This is a genomic window from Luteithermobacter gelatinilyticus (assembly GCF_005849285.1).
Taxonomy (GTDB): Bacteria; Pseudomonadota; Alphaproteobacteria; order Sphingomonadales; family Emcibacteraceae; genus Luteithermobacter; species Luteithermobacter gelatinilyticus.
In genome coordinates this window covers 3,018,227-3,039,359 of the sequence record NZ_CP040517.1, presented here as the reverse complement: position 1 = coordinate 3,039,359, position 21,133 = coordinate 3,018,227, and the positions used below count along the sequence as shown (strand labels likewise).

At 55.0% G+C, this 21,133-nt stretch carries 12 protein-coding genes and 1 CRISPR repeat array; of the genes, 7 read left to right on the top strand and 5 right to left on the bottom strand.

Annotation, left to right across the window (positions count from 1 at the left end; all coding sequences use genetic code 11):
* Positions 1–168: 168 nt before the first annotated feature.
* The 4 genes from cas9 to FE788_RS14170 all read left to right on the top strand — a co-directional run bounded on the left by cas9 (position 169) and on the right by FE788_RS14170 (position 6,375).
* Complete coding sequence (cas9, locus tag FE788_RS13590) at positions 169–3,252, top strand: type II CRISPR RNA-guided endonuclease Cas9 (protein ID WP_168190436.1); 3,084 nt, start codon at positions 169–171, stop codon at positions 3,250–3,252.
* 76 nt (positions 3,253–3,328) lie between these two features.
* On the top strand, positions 3,329–4,222 hold the full coding sequence (cas1, locus tag FE788_RS13585) for a type II CRISPR-associated endonuclease Cas1 (RefSeq protein ID WP_210414015.1): 894 nt from the start codon (positions 3,329–3,331) through the stop codon (positions 4,220–4,222).
* A gap of 30 nt (positions 4,223–4,252) precedes the next feature.
* Entirely contained in the window at positions 4,253–4,570 is a 318-nt protein-coding gene (gene cas2 / locus FE788_RS13580) for a CRISPR-associated endonuclease Cas2 (RefSeq protein ID WP_210414013.1), read from the top strand.
* 46 nt (positions 4,571–4,616) lie between these two features.
* Positions 4,617–6,170: a CRISPR direct-repeat array (repeat unit 36 nt; unit sequence ATCATAGCCTATCGGTGTGAAAAGGGAAGCTATGAC).
* A 31-nt stretch (positions 6,171–6,201) separates the two neighbouring features.
* Positions 6,202–6,375, top strand: coding sequence for a hypothetical protein (locus FE788_RS14170; protein ID WP_168190435.1), 174 nt, complete (start codon positions 6,202–6,204; stop codon positions 6,373–6,375).
* A gap of 87 nt (positions 6,376–6,462) precedes the next feature.
* Here FE788_RS14170 and FE788_RS13575 read toward each other — a convergent pair whose 3' ends face one another.
* Entirely contained in the window at positions 6,463–11,316 is a 4,854-nt protein-coding gene (locus FE788_RS13575) for an NAD-glutamate dehydrogenase (RefSeq protein ID WP_168190434.1), read from the bottom strand.
* A 104-nt stretch (positions 11,317–11,420) separates the two neighbouring features.
* Positions 11,421–12,791: a PAS domain-containing protein gene (locus FE788_RS13570; protein ID WP_168190433.1), complete on the bottom strand. Its 1,371-nt coding sequence runs from the start codon at positions 12,789–12,791 to the stop codon at positions 11,421–11,423.
* 524 nt (positions 12,792–13,315) lie between these two features.
* On the opposite strand from FE788_RS13570, the gene FE788_RS13565 reads away from it, so the two are divergent.
* The 3 genes from FE788_RS13565 (at position 13,316) to FE788_RS13555 (ending at position 17,974) form a co-directional block, all read left to right on the top strand.
* Entirely contained in the window at positions 13,316–14,101 is a 786-nt protein-coding gene (locus FE788_RS13565; protein ID WP_138381146.1) for a cyclase family protein, read from the top strand.
* A gap of 147 nt (positions 14,102–14,248) precedes the next feature.
* Positions 14,249–16,420 (top strand): thiamine pyrophosphate-dependent enzyme, encoded by a 2,172-nt coding sequence (locus FE788_RS13560; protein WP_138381145.1) that lies wholly within the window; start codon positions 14,249–14,251, stop codon positions 16,418–16,420.
* Between the two features lie 12 nt (positions 16,421–16,432).
* Entirely contained in the window at positions 16,433–17,974 is a 1,542-nt protein-coding gene (locus FE788_RS13555) for an indolepyruvate oxidoreductase subunit beta family protein (RefSeq protein WP_138381144.1), read from the top strand.
* A 36-nt stretch (positions 17,975–18,010) separates the two neighbouring features.
* Here FE788_RS13555 and FE788_RS13550 read toward each other — a convergent pair whose 3' ends face one another.
* From FE788_RS13550 to FE788_RS13540, 3 genes are all read right to left on the bottom strand, one after another.
* Positions 18,011–19,147, bottom strand: coding sequence for a site-2 protease family protein (locus FE788_RS13550; protein ID WP_138381143.1), 1,137 nt, complete (start codon positions 19,145–19,147; stop codon positions 18,011–18,013).
* Between the two features lie 202 nt (positions 19,148–19,349).
* Positions 19,350–19,544 (bottom strand): hypothetical protein, encoded by a 195-nt coding sequence (locus FE788_RS13545; RefSeq protein WP_138379006.1) that lies wholly within the window; start codon positions 19,542–19,544, stop codon positions 19,350–19,352.
* Positions 19,545–19,648: 104 nt separating this feature from the next.
* The gene (locus FE788_RS13540) at positions 19,649–21,019 is read right to left on the bottom strand and encodes a sodium-dependent transporter (protein ID WP_138381142.1); all 1,371 of its coding nucleotides are present in this window, start codon (positions 21,017–21,019) and stop codon (positions 19,649–19,651) included.
* Positions 21,020–21,133 lie beyond the last annotated feature (114 nt).

Sequence of the window (21,133 nt, the reverse complement as noted above, 5' to 3'; positions counted from 1 at the left end):
AGAGGGCCCTAAGAAGATATCCCCGACGCCTTGCGACGCGGGGATAGAGCTCCACGGATTTAAAATCCTTATCACAACAACGCTTTTCACACCGATAGTTGTGTGTATAATAGTTGCACTACTTGACCGCAAGATCAAGCAAAAAAACGCTTTCCAGGGGGGATGCATATGACAAAAATCATCGGCGTGGATACCGGCATTGCTTCTGTCGGCTATGCTTATATTGATTTGAGAAAAAACGAAATTCTTGCCAGCGGTGCGCGGATTTTCGATGCGGCGGAACATGGCAAAGATGGCTCGTCCCTTGCTTTGCCGCGCCGGGAAAAACGGCTGGCGCGCCGCCGGCTTGACCGCCGCCGCCGCCGCCGTATCGCCGTGCGCAAGTTGTTGCTTGATCATGGCTTTTCCGAAGCGGATGTGGCTCTGCCGGTGAAAGGTCAAAAAACGGGAAAAATCACCGAGCCTGATGTCTGGCAATTACGCAAACTGGGCCTTGAGCGTAAACTGTCTTCGCGGGAACTGGCCCAAGTCTTAATGCATATCAATCAGCGCCGGGGTTTTCAATCCATCCGTAAATCCGACGTGGATGAAAAAAGCGAAGGGGGCGTGATGCTGAGCGCCGCGGCCAAGCTGCAGGAAAACATGAAGGCGGCAGGGGCGGAAACCATTGGCGCCTATTTGGCGGGGCTTGAAAAAAAGCGCAACAGACCAGATAGCTATGAGCATACCGTGATCCGCAATCTGCTGCGTCAGGAAGTGGATATTCTGATTGCCCGGCAGCAGGCTTTTGGTCAGCCGTTGGCCACTGAGGCGCTCCGGGACGCCTTCAAGGAAACAGCTTTTCGTCAACGCCCACTTCAATCCAGCATTGACTTGGTGGGGGTGTGTGAATTTGAGCCGGGTGAAAAACGGGCGCCGGTGCGGGCCTACAGTAATGAGCTGAGAACCTGCTGGGAACGGCTGAACAGCTTGCGCCTGCTCAAGAGCGGCCGGGGAACGCCGCTGACACTGGATCAGAAACGGGCGCTGATCAGTTTGGCGCACCGCCAAGCCAACGTCACTTTTGCCCGGGCCCGGAAGGAACTGGGCCTGCCGACGGAGTATACATTCAATCTGGCCAGCTACCGCAAAACCAAGGAGGAAGACCAGGACTGGGCAAGTGTGGTCAAAACGGCCGAAAAGGCCACCCTGATCAAGATGGAAGGCTATCATAAAATCAAAAAGGCCCTGGCCCCGTATATGTCCGAAGGGGATTGGAAGAATTTTGCTGCTGAGCCGGCTCATCTCGATAGGTTGACGGAAATTCTGGCCTTTTACGAGGATATCCGGGATATCCGGGACTTGGCGCGGGACCTGCCGCTCACCGAGGAACAGCTTCAGGCCGTAATGCCGCTCAATCTGGCAGGCACGGCAGCGCTGTCTTTCAAGGCGATCTATAACATTCTGCCTTATCTGGAACAGGGGCTGGTCTATTCCGAAGCCTGTGAGGCGGCAGGATACGATCACAGCCCGCGCTATTTTGGCGACAAGGACCAGTTGCCGCCTTTTCTTGCCGAATATGGCACGGAAGTGCGCAACCCTGTGGTGCTCAGGGCCCTGAGCCAGACCCGCAAAGTGATTAACGCGCTGATCCGAGAACATGGCATGCCCGACCGGTTTCATGTCGAACTGTCGCGGGAATTGGGTAGGAATTTCAAGGACCGCAAGGACCGGGAACGGGAAATTCAGAAAAGGCGCGCCTATAACGAAGAGTTGCGCCAACATGCCGAAGAAATCTTCGGTCGTGAACCCAGTGGAGAGGATTTCGCCAAATACAAACTCTGGAAAGAACAAAACGGTATCTGCGCCTATAGTGGGGAATATATCCCGCCTGAAACCCTGAAGGATCCTATGGCAACACAGGTAGATCATATTTTGCCCTATAGCCGTTCTTTTGATAACAGCTGGTTTAACAAGGTGTTATGTTACGCTGATGAAAACCAGCATAAGGGCAACGAAACCCCGGTGGAATATTTTAGCCGGATCGGGCGCGATTTGGCCGGGCTTGAGGATTTCGCCAAGCGGCTGGGCAATGACCAAAAAGCCCGAAGGTTGTTGATGCGGGATTTTGATCTGGAAAAGCAAAATGAATGGAAAAGCCGTCACTTGCGGGATAATAGCTATGTGGCAAGGCTTCTGGTATCGCATATGGAACGCCATTTGGCGCCGCGCTATGACCGCACGGATGACAGCGGGCATCCCTTGTTTGTGCAAACTCGCAACGGGGCGCTTACGTCTCACCTGCGCCATGCCTGGGGGCTGGGTCTGAAGGACCGGGACGAAAATGACCGCCATCACGGCCTGGATGCCATTATTGTTGCCGCTGCGACTCAAGGCCATGTGCAGCAGATGACCCTGTGGGACAAACGCCACCGGCCCAATCACCCGGATGATCCAGGTTTTTATCCGCCCAAACCCTGGCCAACGTTTCGTGAAGACGCGTTGGAGGTGGTGGACAAGATCTTTGTCAGCCGGGCCCCCGATCGCAAAGTAACCGGTGCCATTCATGAAGATACCATCAAAAGCCTGCGGTATGACGCGCAAGGGCGACCTTATGTTGTTAAACGCGTCCGCTTGGGGGATTTGAAACTCGCAGATCTGAAAAACATTGTCGATGCGGAGGTGGATGAGAACGGGGTGGCCCATGGCCGCAATGCCACCCTTTATTATCTTTTGAAAGATCGGTTGGACGCCCATGGTGGGGATGCCAAAAAAGCTTTTGCTGAACCGGTTTATATGCCGAAAAAGGGTGGGGGACAGGGGCCGCTGATCCGCGCCGTGCGGCTTGTGACTTCCGATAAGTCCGGCTTTAAGGTGCGTGAAGGCATCGCCAGCAACGGTGATATGGCCTATGTGAAGGTTTATGAAAAAGACGGTAAATTTTATCTTTGCCCGGTGTATGTGAAAGATGTCATGACGGGTCGGGAGCCTGACCGGCTGATTGTGCAAGGTAAAATCGAAGAGGACTGGCGGCAAGTTGATGAGAGTTATCGGTTCAAATTCGATCTTTTTAAGAACGACTATGTGGTTCTGGAAAATCACAAAGAGGAACGGATTGAGGGATATTATATTAACACGGACCGTGCTACAGGGCAAATTAGACTGCGCATACATGATAATTCCGGAAAAGAATTAAGACCTGGCGTACAACGTATGAAGTCGTTTGAGAAATATTATGTGGACGTATTTGGTCAGCGTTGGAAAACTTCATAGAACGCCTTTAACTCCGCCTTAACCGGTTGCATGTATCATAACACCCTCAATCATAAGAGAAAGTATGGGGGTTGTTATGTCATGGCGGACGGTGTTGATCCAGAACCGCTGTTCTCTTTCGTTGAAAAATGCCCAGCTTCGTTGCGAGCGGAACGACGGCGTCGTCACCATTCCTGTCGAGGATATCACGGTGCTGATCCTGGAAACGGCGCAGGCCACGGTGACCACGTCTTTGCTGGCGGCGCTTCAGGACCACAATGTGGCGGTGATCACCTGTGACGGCCGTCATATGCCCAACGGGCTGCTCTTACCGTTCCTTCCTCATTCCCGGTTGAGTGAAATTGCCGCCTTGCAGCGGGACTGGAGCCGGCCGTTCCGCAAGCGTTGCTGGCAACGGATTGTGCAGGCCAAGATCGGTAATCAGGCCGATTGTCTTATGCTTACGGGACAGGACACGGGGACGGCGTTGCGGCAGATGGCGCGGCGGGTCGACAGTGGGGATACCAAAAATCGCGAGGCGCAGGCGGCGCGGGATTATTGGAAGCGGCTTATGCCGCCGGGATTTGTCCGCGGAGCGGCGGATTTTGCCAATGCGGTGCTGAATTATGGATATATGGTGGTGCGGGCCGCAGTGGCGCGGTCTCTGGTAAGTTATGGCCTGCTGCCCTGTTTTGGCCTGCATCATGACAGCAACCTGAATGCCTATAATCTGGCCGATGATCTGTTGGAGCCGTTCCGGCCCTTTGTGGATCGGGAGGTGATCCGGCTTGTGGGGGATATGCCGCCCGCGGGGCGTGAGCTCAGTCGGCAAGATCGTCAGACCCTTGCCGCCTTGCCCACCCGACAGGTGTTGATCGACGGGGAGGTGCAGACCCTGACCAATGCGGCGGATCGGGTCGCCAGCAGTCTGGTCCGGGCGCTGCGGGAAAAAGACAGCCGGTTGCTCCATCTGCCTTTGTTTGCGGTGTAGATCCTCATGAGTCGGACGGGAGATAAATATATGTGGATTTTCGTTATGTTTGACTTGCCGACCACTACAAAAAAGGAACGGCGCCATGCGACACGGTTCAGAAAGTTTCTGATTCGGGACGGATATATGATGCTTCAATATTCAATTTATGCTAGAATTTGCAATGGTTTGGAACGTGTTGAAAAACATATGAAACGGCTGGAGCTGGAATTGCCGCCCAAAGGCAGCATCCGCGCCATGCAGATCACCGACCGGCAGTATAAAAATATCAGGATTTTGCTTTCAAATGCCCCGGAATTTGACGAGACCCACCCGAAAAACAACAGCGAACAGCTCCTTTTACTCTGAGCTGTTCGCTGTTTTTCCTGCTATATCAGTCACTTATCTCTGACCTATCATAGCCTATCGGTGTGAAAAGGGAAGCTATGACTATTTGTGCCGATTTTCTGGCGGGTAAATTATCATAGCCTATCGGTGTGAAAAGGGAAGCTATGACGAACCCCTGTCCGAACTCGACGAACTTGTTTATCATAGCCTATCGGTGTGAAAAGGGAAGCTATGACAATCTGCGCCGATTTCTTAGCGGGTAAACTATCATAGCCTATCGGTGTGAAAAGGGAAGCTATGACAGTCCGCTCACCCTCATGACCTCCGGAATAATCATAGCCTATCGGTGTGAAAAGGGAAGCTATGACTTATGATAGTACAGGGTGTGCCCTTTGCTGATCATAGCCTATCGGTGTGAAAAGGGAAGCTATGACAAAGAGCTGGAGGTGGCACATGGCGACGAAATCATAGCCTATCGGTGTGAAAAGGGAAGCTATGACATATGAAATGGCTTATCGCAGGACTAATCGATCATAGCCTATCGGTGTGAAAAGGGAAGCTATGACCGGTTTCTCTATCGACTGCGAGGCGTACTTATCATAGCCTATCGGTGTGAAAAGGGAAGCTATGACATGCCCGAGAAATCCCCGATACAGGGGATTATCATAGCCTATCGGTGTGAAAAGGGAAGCTATGACTCTTAGCCTCACCTTCCAGGTTTACGATCGATCATAGCCTATCGGTGTGAAAAGGGAAGCTATGACGCAGAGGGGATTAAGCGTCTCGCGGCTGATATCATAGCCTATCGGTGTGAAAAGGGAAGCTATGACCGATACCCACATGGCCCGGTTCACGATTATATCATAGCCTATCGGTGTGAAAAGGGAAGCTATGACAAGATAGGTATAAGATAGATAATAATTAGGATCATAGCCTATCGGTGTGAAAAGGGAAGCTATGACATGATTATTGAGCATGGCGCAAAATTCAAGATCATAGCCTATCGGTGTGAAAAGGGAAGCTATGACCAATGATGCCAATCGTCCACAGGGGATATCATCATAGCCTATCGGTGTGAAAAGGGAAGCTATGACCGCTGCAACATCCGCTCAACCTCAACATGATCATAGCCTATCGGTGTGAAAAGGGAAGCTATGACGTCCCCTACGAGTAGGCGACAGGCCAGTTGATCATAGCCTATCGGTGTGAAAAGGGAAGCTATGACCCTCAGCGCTCAACAGAACGAAGGACAATTATCATAGCCTATCGGTGTGAAAAGGGAAGCTATGACTGCTCGATAGTGCGGATGTTAGATTTGTGCATCATAGCCTATCGGTGTGAAAAGGGAAGCTATGACCTTAATCATGACGGGGTTGATGATCCTGCTATCATAGCCTATCGGTGTGAAAAGGGAAGCTATGACCGGGTCATGCGGCCCGTTTCCAAACATCTGATCATAGCCTATCGGTGTGAAAAGGGAAGCTATGACGACAGACCCTGTTTTAAACGTGACATATGCATCATAGCCTATCGGTGTGAAAAGGGAAGCTATGACCAACAGATACATGGGGTACATGCCCAGAAGATCATAGCCTATCGGTGTGAAAAGGGAAGCTATGACGCTATGCCGCAACACCCGGACGCCGGTGGAGATGATCATCTATCCCGATGAATATCATGTCAAATGGCAACCTACCCACAAATATCTGGTGTATCGGCGGAACCTGGATTGGTTCAATTTCTGGCTGCGCGGGATTGAGGACCCGGCCCCGAAAAAGGCCGCGCAATATCAGCGCTGGCGTAAACTGCGCGACTTGCAGCCCTGAGTATTAACCCAAATATCAACCAGCCCCCGATAGAGTCTTCTGGGGGCTGGTTTGGTCATCGTCGCAAGGTGCGAACAGGAAGTCCGGTCAGCCGGCGACCACGTTGCGCAGCTGTCGGGCGGCAAAGCCCAGCTTGGTCACGTTGATCTGGCCGGTGGACTGGAATTCCTTGATCAGTTTGTTGATCCGGGCCCGGGCGGCCTCGGAATTCTTTAGCCACGCCTTGACGGAATCAATGGCTGCGCCGTTTTCATAGGTCTGGATGGCGTGGCGGGTGAGCAGTTTCTGCTGATCCAGAAGGTCGCTGATCACCGCGCTGACCGCCAGCCGGTCCCAATGGTCGGCCGCCTCTACCATTTCCGCCTGATCGCGGATCCAGTCGATGCCCATTTCATCTCCCATCATGAAATAGGCCCGGGCCACATCAACCACATCCCGGTTCAAATCCCGGGCGACCTGTACAATGTCACAGGCGGCCAGTTTCATTTCCAGATTGGAAATATGGGTGGCCAGATCCTCGCTCACGCTTTGTTCGCAATACATGGCGATTTTGGCTCTCAGGCTTTCTTCATGGGAAGAATTGACCACGATGGGCATATCAAACAGCTTGATGATGCCCGGGCGATACTGGTCGATGACTTCCTGGAGCGGTTTCTTGGGATCGGTGTTGTTCAGGAACCATATGGTCTGCCGGCGGGCAAATTCTTCCACGTCCAGTAACAGCAGGATCTGAATGGTGGCCGGCACGACATAGTCCAGACTTTCGATCTTCTGCCACAGGTTGTCCAGATCGAACACCTCACGGGTAATGATGCTGGCCCGGGCGATTTCCGCGGCCGAAGCCCCGGTTTCTTCCTTGATGGCCTGGATCCCGCCGCGGTTGACAATGTCGTTACACAGCACCTTGGCAATGATTTCCCGCCGCAGCCGGTGTTTGCGGATGGCGTCCGCATAGGTCTGGCCCAGGCGTTCCGGGAAGGAGCTGATCAGATATTTTTCCAGATAAGGATCTTCCAGAAAATCGCTTTTCAGCAATTCATCATACAACGCCATTTTGGCATAAGCCACCAGTACCGCCAGTTCCGGCCGGGTCAGCCCCTGTTCCTTTTCCGCCCGTTCGGACAATTCCTCGTCTCCTGGCAGAAATTCCAGTTCCCGGTCCAGATTGGCGGATTTTTCCAGATCGTTCATGAAGCGCACAAAACTGTCCAGTTCCCGCACGCTGCTGGCGCGGGCGATGCTGATGGTCTGGGTCTGCAGGTAATTGTCACGGAGCACCAGGGCGGCCACATCATCGGTCATGTCTTCCAACAGCTTGTCGCGCTGTTTGCGGGTCAGCTGCCCGTCTGAGACCAGGCTGTTGAGCAGAATCTTGATGTTGACCTCGTTGTCGGAACAGTCAACCCCGGCGGAGTTGTCCACCGCGTCGGTGTTGATCATGCCGCCATTCAGGGCGAATTCGATCCGTCCGCGCTGGGTGCAGCCCAGATTGCCACCTTCGCCAATGACCTTGCAGTTCAGTTCGTTGCCATTGACGCGTACCGCATCATTGGCGCGGTCGCCGACCTGGCCATGGCTTTCGTATGAGGCTTTCACATAGGTGCCGATGCCCCCGAACCACAACAGATCGACCTGGGATTTCAGAATGCTGCGGATCAGTTCGTTGGGAGTCAGGGTTTTTTCTGACAGCGGAATGTCCAGAAGCCGGCAAATTTCCGGAGTGAGCGTGATGGACTTGGCCTTACGGCTGAAAATGCCTCCGCCTTTTGAAATCAGCTTGCGGTCATAATCCTGCCAGCTGGAGCGAGGCAGATCGAACAGCCGTTTGCGTTCCGCGTAACTTTTTTCCGGATCGGGATCAGGGTCAATGAAAATATCCCGATGGTCAAATGCGGCCACCAGCTTGATGGCCCGGGAACACAACATGCCGTTACCGAACACATCCCCGGACATGTCGCCGATGCCGGCGACGGTGATGTTGTCTTTCTGCACATTGATGCCGCGTTCGCGGAAATGACGCTGTACGGACACCCAGGCGCCACGGGCGGTGATGCCCATTTTCTTGTGGTCATACCCTTGCGATCCGCCGGAAGCAAAAGCATCATCCAGCCAGAAATCATACTGCTGGGCCAGGCTGTTGGCGATGTCGGAGAAGGTGGCCGTGCCTTTGTCGGCCGCTACCACCAGATATGGATCATCGCCGTCCCGTCGCACCACCCGCGCCGGCGGTAGCACATCTGCGTCCTTGAGATTGTCGGTAATGTCCAGAAGCCCGGAAATAAAGGTTTTGTAACAGGCGATGCCTTCTTCCAGGATGTCTTCCCGGCTGCCGTCGGCGGGCAGTTTCTTGGGCACAAATCCGCCCTTGGCGCCAACCGGCACAATCACGGTGTTTTTCACTTGCTGGGCCTTGACCAGGCCGAGAATTTCCGTGCGGTAGTCTTCCCGGCGGTCGGACCAGCGCAAGCCTCCCCGGGCCACCGGCCCGGCTCTGAGATGCACCCCTTCCAGACGCGGTGAATACACAAAGATTTCCGCGTAGGGCTTGGGTTTCGGCGCCTCGCGCACGGCGCTGCTCTTGATTTTGAGGGACACATAGGGTTTCGGACTACCGTTGTCCTGATACTGATAGAAATTGGTGCGCAATGTGGCAGTAATCACATTGAGATAACTTCTGAGCATGCGGTCCTGGTCCAGGCTATCCACATTTTCGAGAAGCTCCCGCACCCGTCCTTCCAATGCTTCGCGTTCTTTTTCCCGGTCAAAATCTTCCGGCAGATCCGGGTTAAAGCTGACCTCAAAAAGTTGGGCCAGACAATAAGCGATCTCATGATGCTGGGTTAGCGTGTCCTGCATGTAAACTTCGCTGTAGGACAAGGAAAGTTGTCTGAGATATTTGCTGTAGATTCGCAGAACCAGCACCTGCCGATAATCCAGCCCGGCCCTGAGCACCAGCTTGTTAAAGCCGTCATTGTCCACATTTTCCAGCCAGACCATTCGCAGCGTGGTTTCCAGCCGGGTTTTGATCTCGGAAAGATCGGTCCACAGCCGGGCAGTGTCTTCAAGATGGAAATCGTGAATGACATAGCGGACCTCTTCGCCGAGAGGATGGGTAATCAGGTCAAAGGCCACTTCCTCGATCACCCTGAGGCCCATATTTTCCAGCATGGGCAGACAGTCGCTGAGCGCAATGGTTTGCTGGCTGGTATAGATTTTCAGACGCAGGGTATGATCCGGATCCTCGGCCAGCCGGTACAGGTTAAAGGCGATATTATTGCATTCGGGCAGACGTTCCAGTTTTTCGATGTCGGTGACCGCAAAACGGGGATCGAAATATTCCTTGTAGGCGGGGGTGAAGGCCCGGTTGTATTTATTGTAAAGATTGTTGCCGGCCTCTTCACCAAGACGGTCGGTCAGCACTTCGTGCAGATAATCGTTCCAGCGCTGCGCCACTTCCTGGATGCGTTTGTTGATATCTGCCGGATCCGGATTGGGGACCTGGCCGGGTTTGGTGCGGATGATAAAATGCCAGCGGGCGATTCTTTCATTGCTGAGTTGGGCATAGCGGGAAGACAGCTCCCCGTTATAGGCGTCACAGAGAATGCGTTCGATCTTGCTGCGCAGGGTGGAATCGTAAATGTCACGGGGCACGAAGACCAACGCAGAGACATACCGTTCAAAACGGTCCTTGCGGATAAAGGCGGCGCATTTGGGGCGAACCTGCAGATGCAGAATGCCCATGGAGGTTTCCAGAAGCTGATCCTCGTCGATCTGGAACAACTCGTCCCGTGGCAGGGTTTCCAGAATATGCACTAGGGAACGGGCATTGTGGCTGCCCGGGGGGAACCCTGAACGGATCAGGATATTGTTGACCTTGCGGCTGAGATAGGGCACCGAACGGGCTCGCTCGCTATAGGAATCGGAGGTAAACAGGCCTACAAAACGGGCTTCACAGATGACGTTGCCCGTGGTGTCGTATTTCTTGAAACCGATATAATCCAGATGCACCACCCGGTGCACCATGGATTTCACATTGGCCTTGGTGACCATCATCACATCCGGCTGTTTCATGAAATATTCGATTTCCGGGTTGATGGCCACCAACCCTTTCGGCCCCCTCAGCACATGCACATTCGGGTCCCGTAAAATGCCGTATCCTCGGCTGTCAACCGCCTCTTCCACCACTTTTTTGTCGGGAGACTTTTTGCCGGAAGCTTTTTTGTCACCTGTCCCCTCATGGACATATTCCCGGTATCCGAGAAAGGTGAAATTGTCATTCATGAGCCAGCGCATAAAATTCTGCGCTTCTTTCACTTCGCTGCGCGGCAGTTCCTTGGGCGCATGGTCCATGGATTTGATCAGCGCCTTCATTTTGTCCAGCATGGGGTGCCAGTCTTCGATGGCGGCGCGGACAAAATTCATCACCTGCAAGAGCTTGCCTTCCAGCGCCTTCAGCTGTTTTGGGTCGGTCATGGCGGTGACCTCGATATGCATGACCGATTCCCGCACTGCTTCCCCGCCGGAAGGGACCATGCGGCCTTTGCTGTCCCGGTGGCGGCTGACAATGGGATGGAGCAGCATATGAACGTCACACCCCTGTTCCAGCAGGTTAAAGGTGATGGAATCCAGCAGGAACGGCATGTCTTCATTGATGATCTGGATCACGGTATGAGAGGACTGCCAGCCATGTTCTTCGAGGGTGGTGTTGAACACCCGAAGTTTGGTTGTGTTTTTGTCGCGCTGATCGCTGAATTTCCACAAAGACAGGGCGATGCCGTACAATTCGTCCACCGGCCGGTCCACCAGGTCATCCGGTGAGACGTTTTTATACAGGTCGCGGATAAAATCGAGAAAGCCGTCCTGTTTGGCGGTTTTCAGTTTTTCCGCGGCAAACTCCACAACTGAGTCGATGCGGATATCTTTTTGTGCCCAGTAATTCACGGTTTGTCCTCTTGATCCTTTCGGATTGATCTGCGGGTCCTGCTGGTGAATGCCGGCAAGACAAGCTTCTCAATCCTGTTCTGGAAACGCCTGGTTTTGGTCTGTTATGGCTTTATGGCTTTTTTGAGGACCGGCGCCAAAAGCGACTCATCCTCATCCAGCAGTTTCACGACCTCAACGACAGAGCCTTTCCGTCTACCCAATATCAAACACAGTTTTTGTTCCTGCCCGTTTTCTGCCTCTTCCGTGCTTCCTGGCGGCCCTTCCGGAAGGTGCGGCGCCGTCAGTTCAAAACGGGACAGAACGGGCATGTTATTAACCCTTTTCTTGACTTCTTCAAGTGAATTATTCATGCGTTGCACGCTCCCCGGCCGACGGCTTTCCCGTTCGGCTTTCACACAGCCTTTAATGCCGCCCTGGAAGCTTTCAAGAAAGTCTGGCAGGCTCTTGCCCGTATGCCCTTTTTTCAGCGCATGACTGAGCGCCGCGGCATATTCGGTCAGCCGGGTCTTGTCAAATTCTCGGCCAAAACAAAGTTTCAGCGTTGGCGTAAACGGGGCGCGTTTTTGAACTTTGAGTCCGGCTTCCCGCAACAACGCCTGATAGGCTTCGGGGTGACGTTGGGCGGTGAGGTGAAAATCCAGAATGGCCGCCAGCGTGCGGTACAGGGCCCGGCGCGAACGGCTGTCGGTGGCGTCCTTGCCTCGGGCCAGGGCCCGGCAGTGGGCCAGTTGTTCTTGCAGGCTGTGTTTATCTGGCAGGCTGTGTTTATCTGGCAGGCTGTGTTTATTTGGTAAGGGGCGGTTGTCCGGTTCGCGGTCCTCCGCGGGAGGCGGCGGCGCGGGAACGTTTTCGGCTGGCGGTAAGGGGGCTTCCGTTTCGGAAGCTTGTGTCTTGTGATCTTCGTCGGTTTCCGCCGGGGCCGGCAGCGGGTCATCTTCCTCGAAAACCATATCATCTTCCGCCGGGGCCGGCTCGTGGCGAAGCGGCGGATGGGCCGGCCCTTCCGGCTCTTCGAGTTCTTCTTCCACAATCCAGCGGATGGCCCCGAGAATGAAGTTAATGTTTTCGCCATCATCGCTGAACGGCAGCAATATTCCCCGATACAGGGCTTTTTCCTTGTCCCGGGTCGTAAATTCCGCGTCGAAGGAAATGGGGGCCCGGTTGGCGAAGACTTCCAGATAATGGTCGGTCAGTCGGCTGAGAATAGTCCGGCGAGGAATTTCGCTGAGGGGTTTAAGGGTCAGATCCTCGTCCAGATCCTGCTTCAGGGCCTGACCAATCACCTGCAAAGTTGGTTCCGAAGATCTGTCCCTAAGATCAATCAGGATCATCTGATCCTTGTAAGGCTGGATGTCTTCCGGGGAGAGTTCCCTGAGTGACGGCATATCCCGCTCCCCGGCCAGCTCCTGCCAATAATGATACAGCTGAAAGGTGATGCGTCTTTCCCGACCAGTATGGGCTGACGGGTCCATGAGTCCCTGCCTCTCCATCAAATCTGCCGCTTTCTGTTCGTGAACGCCCCGATTTCGGTTGCCGGCTCCCAAACATATGCGGGAACAACTCCGGGCTTTTGGGGACGCTCTACAAGACAACTTCTACTCCTAAAATCCTTATCAGAAAAGAGTAAATTTATTCTGAATCAAAAATTTATTTCAGACAACTTCATATCGCCGCCGGCGATTGTTCAGGAAAAAAATATGAAAAATGAAATTAATTATTTTAAGTCTAAAATATTTGCGTTATGATGCCTTCCGAAAGTGACACCACAGCGCAATATAAAAAGGTTGTGCTCAGGCGCTTTGGCCGTGACCCGAACGCATTCGGCGTGATAGGATCGGCGGTGACGGGCAGCTGGCCTCCGTAACCCAATAGCGGCCGCAAGCCGCAGAGCAGGCGGGGGGCGTTCGGGCCCGAAGCATCTTGAAACCAGAACGTTAAACGACCCAGAACGTTAAACGACATAGACACTCTAAAATACACAGACAGGGGAAGTATAATGACTGCATCAACATTAACAGCCTTTGCCGAAGAACTTGCCAACGGCAGCATCCGGGTCGTGGACCTGACCCAGACGCTCAGTGAAAAAACGCCGGTGATTGCCCTGCCCGATCCGTTCCGTCAGTCTCCCGGTTTCAAGAAAGAGTTGATTTCACGGTTTGATGATGACGGGCCGGCCTGGTACTGGAACGTTATTTCCTGTGGTGAACATACGGGCACCCATTTTGATGCGCCGGGCCACTGGGTGACGGGGCAGGATTATGCGGATGGCTGCACGGACACCATCCCCCCGCAAAAGCTGATTGCGCCCGCCAATGTGATTGATGTCAGCAAGGAAAGCGCCGAGGATCATGATTATCTGCTGACCGTGGAAAAGGTCAAGGAATGGGAAGAGGAACATGGCAAAATCGAAGCCGGAAGCTGGGTCCTGATGCGGACCGACTGGAGCAAGCGCACGGATCCGGATGAGTTCCTCAATATCAAGGAAGATGGCGCCCATAGCCCAGGGCCTTCCGCCGAAGTGATTAAGTTTTTGATCGAAGAGCGGGATGTTTTGGGATTTGGCGTGGAGACGGTGGGCACCGATGCCGGCATTGCCCATAGCCTGGACCCGGCCTTCCCCTGCCACACATTGATGCATGGGGCCAATAAAATGGGCCTGGCGTCGCTGTGTAACCTGGATCAGTTGCCGCCCAAAGGGGCGGTGATCATTACCCCGCCGTTGAAAATTGAAAACGGCTCGGGCAGCCCGCTTCGGGTACTGGCGCTGGCGCCGGCGGCCTGACGGACGGCCCGGACTCCGACCCCCGGTTGCCATCGGACAAGTGGCCCCTGCCGCGGCGCAGGGGGCATTGTTCCGGGGGCCACGACGGGCGGCGGCCCCGACCAGGATAAGCCGAACCTCAACCAGTAAAAAAGACACGAGACAGACATGGCTGAACGCTCCTTTACTAAGGAAATAGGAAAATTGCGCTTGGGCGCCGGAGAAGTCTTCCACGGGGAAGGCATTCTTGCGGTGACCAAGGCGCTGTTGCAGTCCGGAGTCGCCTATGTGGGCGGGTATCAGGGCGCTCCGGTCTCCCATCTTATGGATGTGCTGGCGGATGCCCGGGATGTTCTGGATGAACTGGATGTGCATTTTGAGGCCAATGGCAGCGAAGCCAGTGCCGCGGCGATGTTATCCGCGTCCCAGAACTATCCCCTGCGCGGCGCCGTGACCTGGAAATCCACGGTCGGCACCAATGTGGCCTCCGACGCGCTCAGCAATCTGGCCTCTGCCGGCGTGATCGGTGGCACGCTCATCATCATTGGTGAAGATTACGGCGAAGGCGCCAGCATCATGCAGGAACGCAGCCATGCCTTCGCCATGAAATCACAGATGTGGCTTCTGGATCCCCGGCCCAATCTGCCGATGATCGTGAACATGGTGGAAAAGGGTTTTGAACTGTCCGAGGCCAGCAACACACCGGTTTTCCTCCAGCTCAGGATTCGCGCCTGCCACGTTTATGGCCAGTTCGAAGCCAAGGACAATGTGGCGCCGGCTTTCCGGGTGCGGGATGCTCTCGCTCATCCCACCCGGATCAAGGAAAAGATCATCCTGCCGCCCTTTACATTCCAGCAGGAAAAGGAAAAGGTGGAAAAACGCTGGCCCGCCGCCGTCCAATTCATCAAGGACAACAAGCTGAACGAATTTTTTGACGGCGATGCGACAAAGGATCTGGGCATCATTCTGGAAGGCGGCATGTATAATGTGGTCATCCGGTCGCTTCAGCTTCTGGGGCTGGCGGATGAGGACGGCACCAGCCATATTCCGCTTTATGTGATGAATGTGACCTATCCGCTGGTGGATGACGAGCTGATTGAATTCAGCCGGGAGAAAAAGGCTGTGCTTCTGGTGGAGCAAGGGCAGCCCGACTATATCCAGCAGGCCCTGAACAAGATTTTCAACGAAGCGGAGCTGAAAACCCGGATTCATGGCAAGGATGTTCTACCGATGGCCGGCGAATATACGGGTGATGTGGTCAAGGAAGGCCTGCGCCGGTTCCTGGAAAAATGGCATCCCGACCTGATCCGCCAGGATAACAGTAAGGTTTCCCTGGAGGCACTGGCCAAAAGCCCCATCAACCGTGAGGAACTGGACAAAAACGTGACACCGCGTCCGCCGGGATTGTGTACCGGTTGTCCGGAACGGCCGTTTTTTTCCGCCATGAAAATGCTGGAAAAGAAATATGGCGAAATGCAGGTGTCCGCGGATATCGGGTGTAACTCCTTTGGCACCCTGCCCCCTTTCAACATCGGCAACACCATTCTGGGATATGGCCTGGGCGGGGCCAGCTCCGCGGCTTTCAGCGACAAACGCTTAAGAAGCGAAGGCGACAAACGGGCCATTGCCGTGATGGGGGATGGCGGGTTCTGGCACAACGGTCTGACCTCGGGCATTGCCAGCGCCGTCTATAACAAAAGCGACAACGTTTTTGTCATTGTCGACAACGGCTATGCCGCCGCTACGGGGGGACAGTATATTCCCTCCTCCCGCGCCACCATCAAGGAAAATGAGAAAAAGGCCCGCATTCAGGACGCCGTGCAGGGCGTAGGGGTTAAATGGGTCCGCACGGTGCAGAGCTATGATATCTCGGCGGTGCGCGAGGTGATGGATGAAGCCATGTCCACCGACTATGAAGGCCCCAAGGTCATCGTGGTCGAAGGCGAATGTATGCTCAACCGCCAACGCCGGGAGAAACCGCTGGTGGCCAAAACCATCAAGGGAGGCGGGCGTTATGTCAAGGAGCGTTTCTATGTGGACAGCAAGACCTGTACCGGGGATCATGCCTGTATCCGGCTATCGGGCTGTCCGTCACTGACCATCAAACCCAATCCGGACCCGCTGCGCGAGGATCCGGTCGCCTATGTGGATAACAGTTGCGTGGGCTGCGGGGTGTGTGGCGAGGTGGCGCATGAGGCGGTGCTGTGTCCATCCTTCTCGCGGGCGGAACTGATTTTCAACCCCACTTTCTGGGACCGTTTTATGTACGGGCTGCGCCAGAGCATCATTGGCTTTTTCCAGAACAGATATGCCCGCAAGCGGGCGCGTGTGAGTTTGTAAAGGGGCCCGATTATGACAGAACAAAACACTTCTCATCCTGAGGGTTCAAACCGTCCCATTACCATCGCCATTTCCGCGCTTGGCGGTCAGGGCGGTGGCGTGCTGACCAACTGGCTGGTGGCGGTGGCCGAAGCCAACGGTTATTTCGCCCAGTCCACTTCCGTGCCCGGCGTGGCCCAGCGCACCGGCGCGACGATCTATTATCTGGAAATGGCGCCGCGCAAGGCCGATCAGACGGTGGATAAGGCGCCGGTCATGACGCTGATGCCATTCGCCGGCGATGTGGACATTGTGGTGGCCTCCGAACTGGTGGAGGCGGGCCGGGCCATCCAGCGCCAGTTCGTCACTCCCGACAAAACCACGCTGATCGTATCCACCCATCGGGTTTACTCCATTTTTGAAAAAATGGATATGGGCAACGGCATTGTCGATAAGCAGGTGCTGTTGAAGGCGGCCCGCGAGGCGTCGCGGGATCTGGTGGCTTTCGACATGGACCGGCTGGCCCAGGACAAGGGGGCGGTGATTAGTGCAGTGCTGTTTGGCGCCATTGCCGGCTGCGGTCGTCTGCCGTTCAGTCGCGAAAGCTTTGAGGACGCCATTCGGGCCGAAGGCAAGATGGTGGAGACCAATCTGCGGGCCTTTGCCGCAGGTTTCGAGGCGGCGGCGGAACGGCGGGTGGATACCGAAGAAAGTTCGCAAGAGCCCATCGCTGGGGACGGCCCGCAGATTGCCGGTGCCGCCACCACGCCTGAGGCGCAGAAGATTCTGGACCGGATCAACGCCCTGCCGCAAGGGGTGCGTGAGACCGCTTATGAAGGCGCCAAAAAACTTCTGGATTACCAGGATCTGGACTATGTGGCGGACTATCTGGACAAACTGGAAAATATTGTTGCCCGGGATCAGGATGCCGATTATCGCCTCAGCCGCGATGTGGCCCGCCATCTGGCCTTGTGGATGGCCTTTGACGATGTGATCCGGGTGGCGGACCTGAAAATCCGTCGTGAACGGGTGGAAGAATATCGTCGGGAAGTGCGTGCCGCCGACGGGCAGATTGTTTATATGGTGGAATTCATGAAGCCCCGGCTTGAGGAAATCCTCGGCACCATGCCGGCGGGGCTGGCCCGTTTTATCGGCAACAGCAAATTGCTGTCGGGTCTGATCCGCCGATTTACTGGGGATAAATTCATGAATACCGGCAAGGTCAGTGTTTATCTGCTGATGTATTTTCTGGCGTCGCTGAGGCGCATTCGCCGCTCCACCCTGCGGTATCAGCAGGAACATGAGATGATCACCTACTGGCTGGAGCTGATTGAAAAAACCCTGCCCGAAGATTATGAACTGGCCGTGGAAATCACCCGTTGCCAGCGGCTGATCAAGGGCTATGGCGATACTCATGAACGGGGCGCAAGCAATTTCAAAACCTTGATGTCGCTGTATGACTCCCTGAGAAAAACGGATCAGGCGGCGGCTCGCCTGGCCGATCTCAGGGCCGCAGCCATGGCCGATGAAAAGGGGGTGGAACTGGCCCGGGCCCTGAAGGCCTTCGCCGCCTGAAAGGTGTGGTCCTGATCTTTTCTCTGGGAGGGGACCTTACCGGTCCAGGCCTTCCAGGTCGATTTTGAGGGTAAGAAATTCGAGCAGATCCTTGAGCACCACAATGCCCACAAGTCGGCCGCGATCGGTAACCAGAAGCCGGCTGTTGCCGGTTTTGCGCATCTGGGCCAGAGCCTTGAGCGCGTCTTCCTGCGCCTCGATGGTGGTGCCGTCATCAAGGGGTCGGGAAATGGCGCGCACTGTGGTGTGCCCCCAAAGCTCCCGGGGGGTTTCTTTCAGGTCCCGTGCCGTCACATAACCGATCAGCCGGTCCTGTTCCACCACGGGGAACATGTCGTAATGATAGGCATAAATATAATCCTCGATCAGCTCATGCAGGCTGATATGCGGCGGCGCGACCACCACATTACGGGTCATGAACCGGGCAATGGGTTCGCCCTGTAAGAGGCGGCGCACCTGCAGCTGGTTATAGGAGGCGGCGGCCGCCCCGCGCAGGAACAGACCAATCAGAAACCACCACATCCCGCCGATGAAATTGCCGGTAAAGATGCTGATTACCCCCAGGATAATTAGCACCAGGCCAAAGGCGTCCCCCACCCCGGTGGCGATGCGGGTGCCCCATCTCAGGTCATCTTTCCAGTACCACAGAACGGCGCGCAGCATCCGCCCACCGTCCAGGGGAAAGCCAGGAATAAGATTGAATACGGCCACAATGGCGTTGATCAGGGCCAGATAAGAGGCCACCGCGGCAACCCCGATGCCGAATGACTGACTTTCCAGAAACCGTGCGGTCAGCCAGAACAGGGCGGCAAGAAAAAAACTGGCCAGCGGCCCTGCCGCCGCCATCAGGAATTCCACTTTCGGATTTTCCGGCTCTTCTTCCATTTCCGCCACCCCGCCGAAAATAAACAGGGTGATGCCGCTGATGGGCAGGCCGTAATGACGGGCCACCAGGGAATGGGAAAATTCATGAAACACAATGGAAAAAAATAGTCCTGCGGCGCCGATGATCGCCATACTCCAATAGGTGGAGGCGTCGAGCCCCGGCACCTGATAGGGGAAATATCCCGTGGCCAGGGACCAGACCACAAGAACCGCCAGGAACAGCCAGCTGATGTCCAGGTTGACCTTGAAGCCAAGTAACGAGAAAAGCGCGATTTTCCTGGTAAACATTTTGTCCCCCTTCGCAAATGGAGCCCATTCTTTATGGTTACAGCATTATGGTTACAGCATTTCTGGCTGGAGTTCACTAACAATCGGAGCGAGAAGAGCAGGAGGAACCGGCCCGCAGGCCAAGTCCGGCAGGACCCGAAAATCCTGCCGGAAAGAATTAGGCCTGATATGACCTGATAGAGTGAATGGTGAAGAGGTTGGCTCAATTCTGTTGGCGGATTGTGGCCCGCCTCACGCGGAAGACGGCGCCGGGCGATGCGGGGCATCGGGCCAGGCGTCTGACCCAGGAGTCTGACAAAGTGAGCGGCCCCAAGCCGCCACCCCGAAGGGCCGGGCCGATCTGGTCCAGTTCCGGCGGGGTTTGGCTTGGCCGTACCGTCAGTATGGCCTGCGCCAAACCCCTGGCTCCTGAACCAGACCTGACCGGCAGAATGGGTCAACCTATTCACAATTCACTCTAGGGTCTGTGGGCCGAGGCAGTAATCTTCAGCCCAACACTCCTCAGCCGAAAATGTTATAGGCAAAGATCATCAACAGCGCGATCGGGGCGACAAACCGGGCCAGGAACAACCAGCTTTTATACAAGGCCGGGGACAGGCCCAGATCCGTTTCGGTGGTCTCGCGCGACATAATCCAGCTGGCAAAGATCACCATGGCCATGCCCCCTAGCGGCAGGAAGATATTGGACGTGGTGAAATCCATCAGATCGAACAGGGTTGCCGTTTCGAACCGTTCAAACATTTCCAGAAGGTGTACGTCGCCCCACAGGTTAAAGGAAAATACGCTCAACAGACCCAGCAGCCAGATCAGGAAACCGGCCACAATGGCTGACAAGGATCGTTTCACACCTTTGTGTTCCTCGGCCCAGGACACCACCGGTTCCAGCAGGGAGATGGAGGAGGTGATGGCCGCAAAAACGATCAGCACAAAAAACATGGTGCCGAAAAATCCGCCCAACGGCACCCCTGCAAAGGCCAGTGGCAATGTCACAAACACCAGGCCCGGCCCGCTGGCAGGATCAAGCCCGTTGGCGAATACAATAGGGAAAATCGCGAGTCCCGCCAGCAGGGCCACCATAGTATCGGCAAACACGATAATGGTGGCGGCCCGGGGGATTTTGACGTCTTTCGGCAGATAAGCGCCATAAGTCATCATGGCGCCAAGCCCCACACTGATGGAGAAAAAGGCCTGTCCCAGTGCGTTCAGCACCACATCCGGGGTGATTTTGGAAAAGTCAGCGGCAAACAGGAACGACCATGCCCGGCCAAAATCGCCAGCGATAGCGGCATAGATGACCAGCGCCAGCAGGATAAAAAACAATGCTGGCATCAGAATATCCACGGCTTTTTCAATCCCCGCATGAATGCCGCGTGCGACCACGAAAATGGTCAGCACCATAAACAGCCCGTGCCAGGCCAACATCTGCACCGGGCTGGCCAGCAAGGTATTGAATTCCGTTGTGACCACATCGGGATTTGTGGTGATCAGGTCGCCCGAGATGAATTTGGGCACATAGGCCAGGGCCCAGCCGCCAATTACGCTGTAGAAACTGAGGATCATAAAGGCGGCCAGCACGCCGAGCCAGCCGACCGACTGCCAGAGAGACGATCGGCCTTCCCGCTGGGCTAGGGTACGCATAGTGTTGGGCGGGCTCATCTGGCCCTGTTTGCCAAGGGTGAGTTCGGCAATCAGGATCGGCAGCCCCACCACCAGAATACAGGCGATATAAATCAGCACAAAGGCGCCGCCACCGCTGACCCCCGCTTCATAGGGGAATTTCCAGACATTGCCAAGCCCGACGGAAGACCCCACCGCCGCCATGATGAATGTCAGGCGGGAGGACCATTTTTCATGAGACGTAGAAACCTGCATATGTTTTTCCCTGTTTAATTTTATAATGTGTAGTCTTCGATGTCTGTTGTCGATCCTTTTAAGGCGGGAGGCCAAAAACCTTCACCACCCGTTTTATTGTCATTCTTCTTTTTT

What these genes read in the sequence shown, in the direction of transcription:
- cas9 (WP_168190436.1), top strand. Translation starts at nt 169, where the DNA reads ATGACAAAAATCATCGGCGTGGATACCGGCATTGCTTCTGTCGGCTAT.
- cas1 (WP_210414015.1), top strand. Translation starts at nt 3,329, where the DNA reads ATGTCATGGCGGACGGTGTTGATCCAGAACCGCTGTTCTCTTTCGTTG.
- cas2 (WP_210414013.1), top strand. Translation starts at nt 4,253, where the DNA reads ATGTGGATTTTCGTTATGTTTGACTTGCCGACCACTACAAAAAAGGAA.
- FE788_RS14170 (WP_168190435.1), top strand. Translation starts at nt 6,202, where the DNA reads ATGATCATCTATCCCGATGAATATCATGTCAAATGGCAACCTACCCAC.
- FE788_RS13570 (WP_168190433.1), bottom strand. Translation starts at nt 12,791, where the DNA reads ATGGACCCGTCAGCCCATACTGGTCGGGAAAGACGCATCACCTTTCAG.
- FE788_RS13565 (WP_138381146.1), top strand. Translation starts at nt 13,316, where the DNA reads ATGACTGCATCAACATTAACAGCCTTTGCCGAAGAACTTGCCAACGGC.
- FE788_RS13560 (WP_138381145.1), top strand. Translation starts at nt 14,249, where the DNA reads ATGGCTGAACGCTCCTTTACTAAGGAAATAGGAAAATTGCGCTTGGGC.
- FE788_RS13555 (WP_138381144.1), top strand. Translation starts at nt 16,433, where the DNA reads ATGACAGAACAAAACACTTCTCATCCTGAGGGTTCAAACCGTCCCATT.
- FE788_RS13550 (WP_138381143.1), bottom strand. Translation starts at nt 19,147, where the DNA reads ATGTTTACCAGGAAAATCGCGCTTTTCTCGTTACTTGGCTTCAAGGTC.
- FE788_RS13540 (WP_138381142.1), bottom strand. Translation starts at nt 21,019, where the DNA reads ATGCAGGTTTCTACGTCTCATGAAAAATGGTCCTCCCGCCTGACATTC.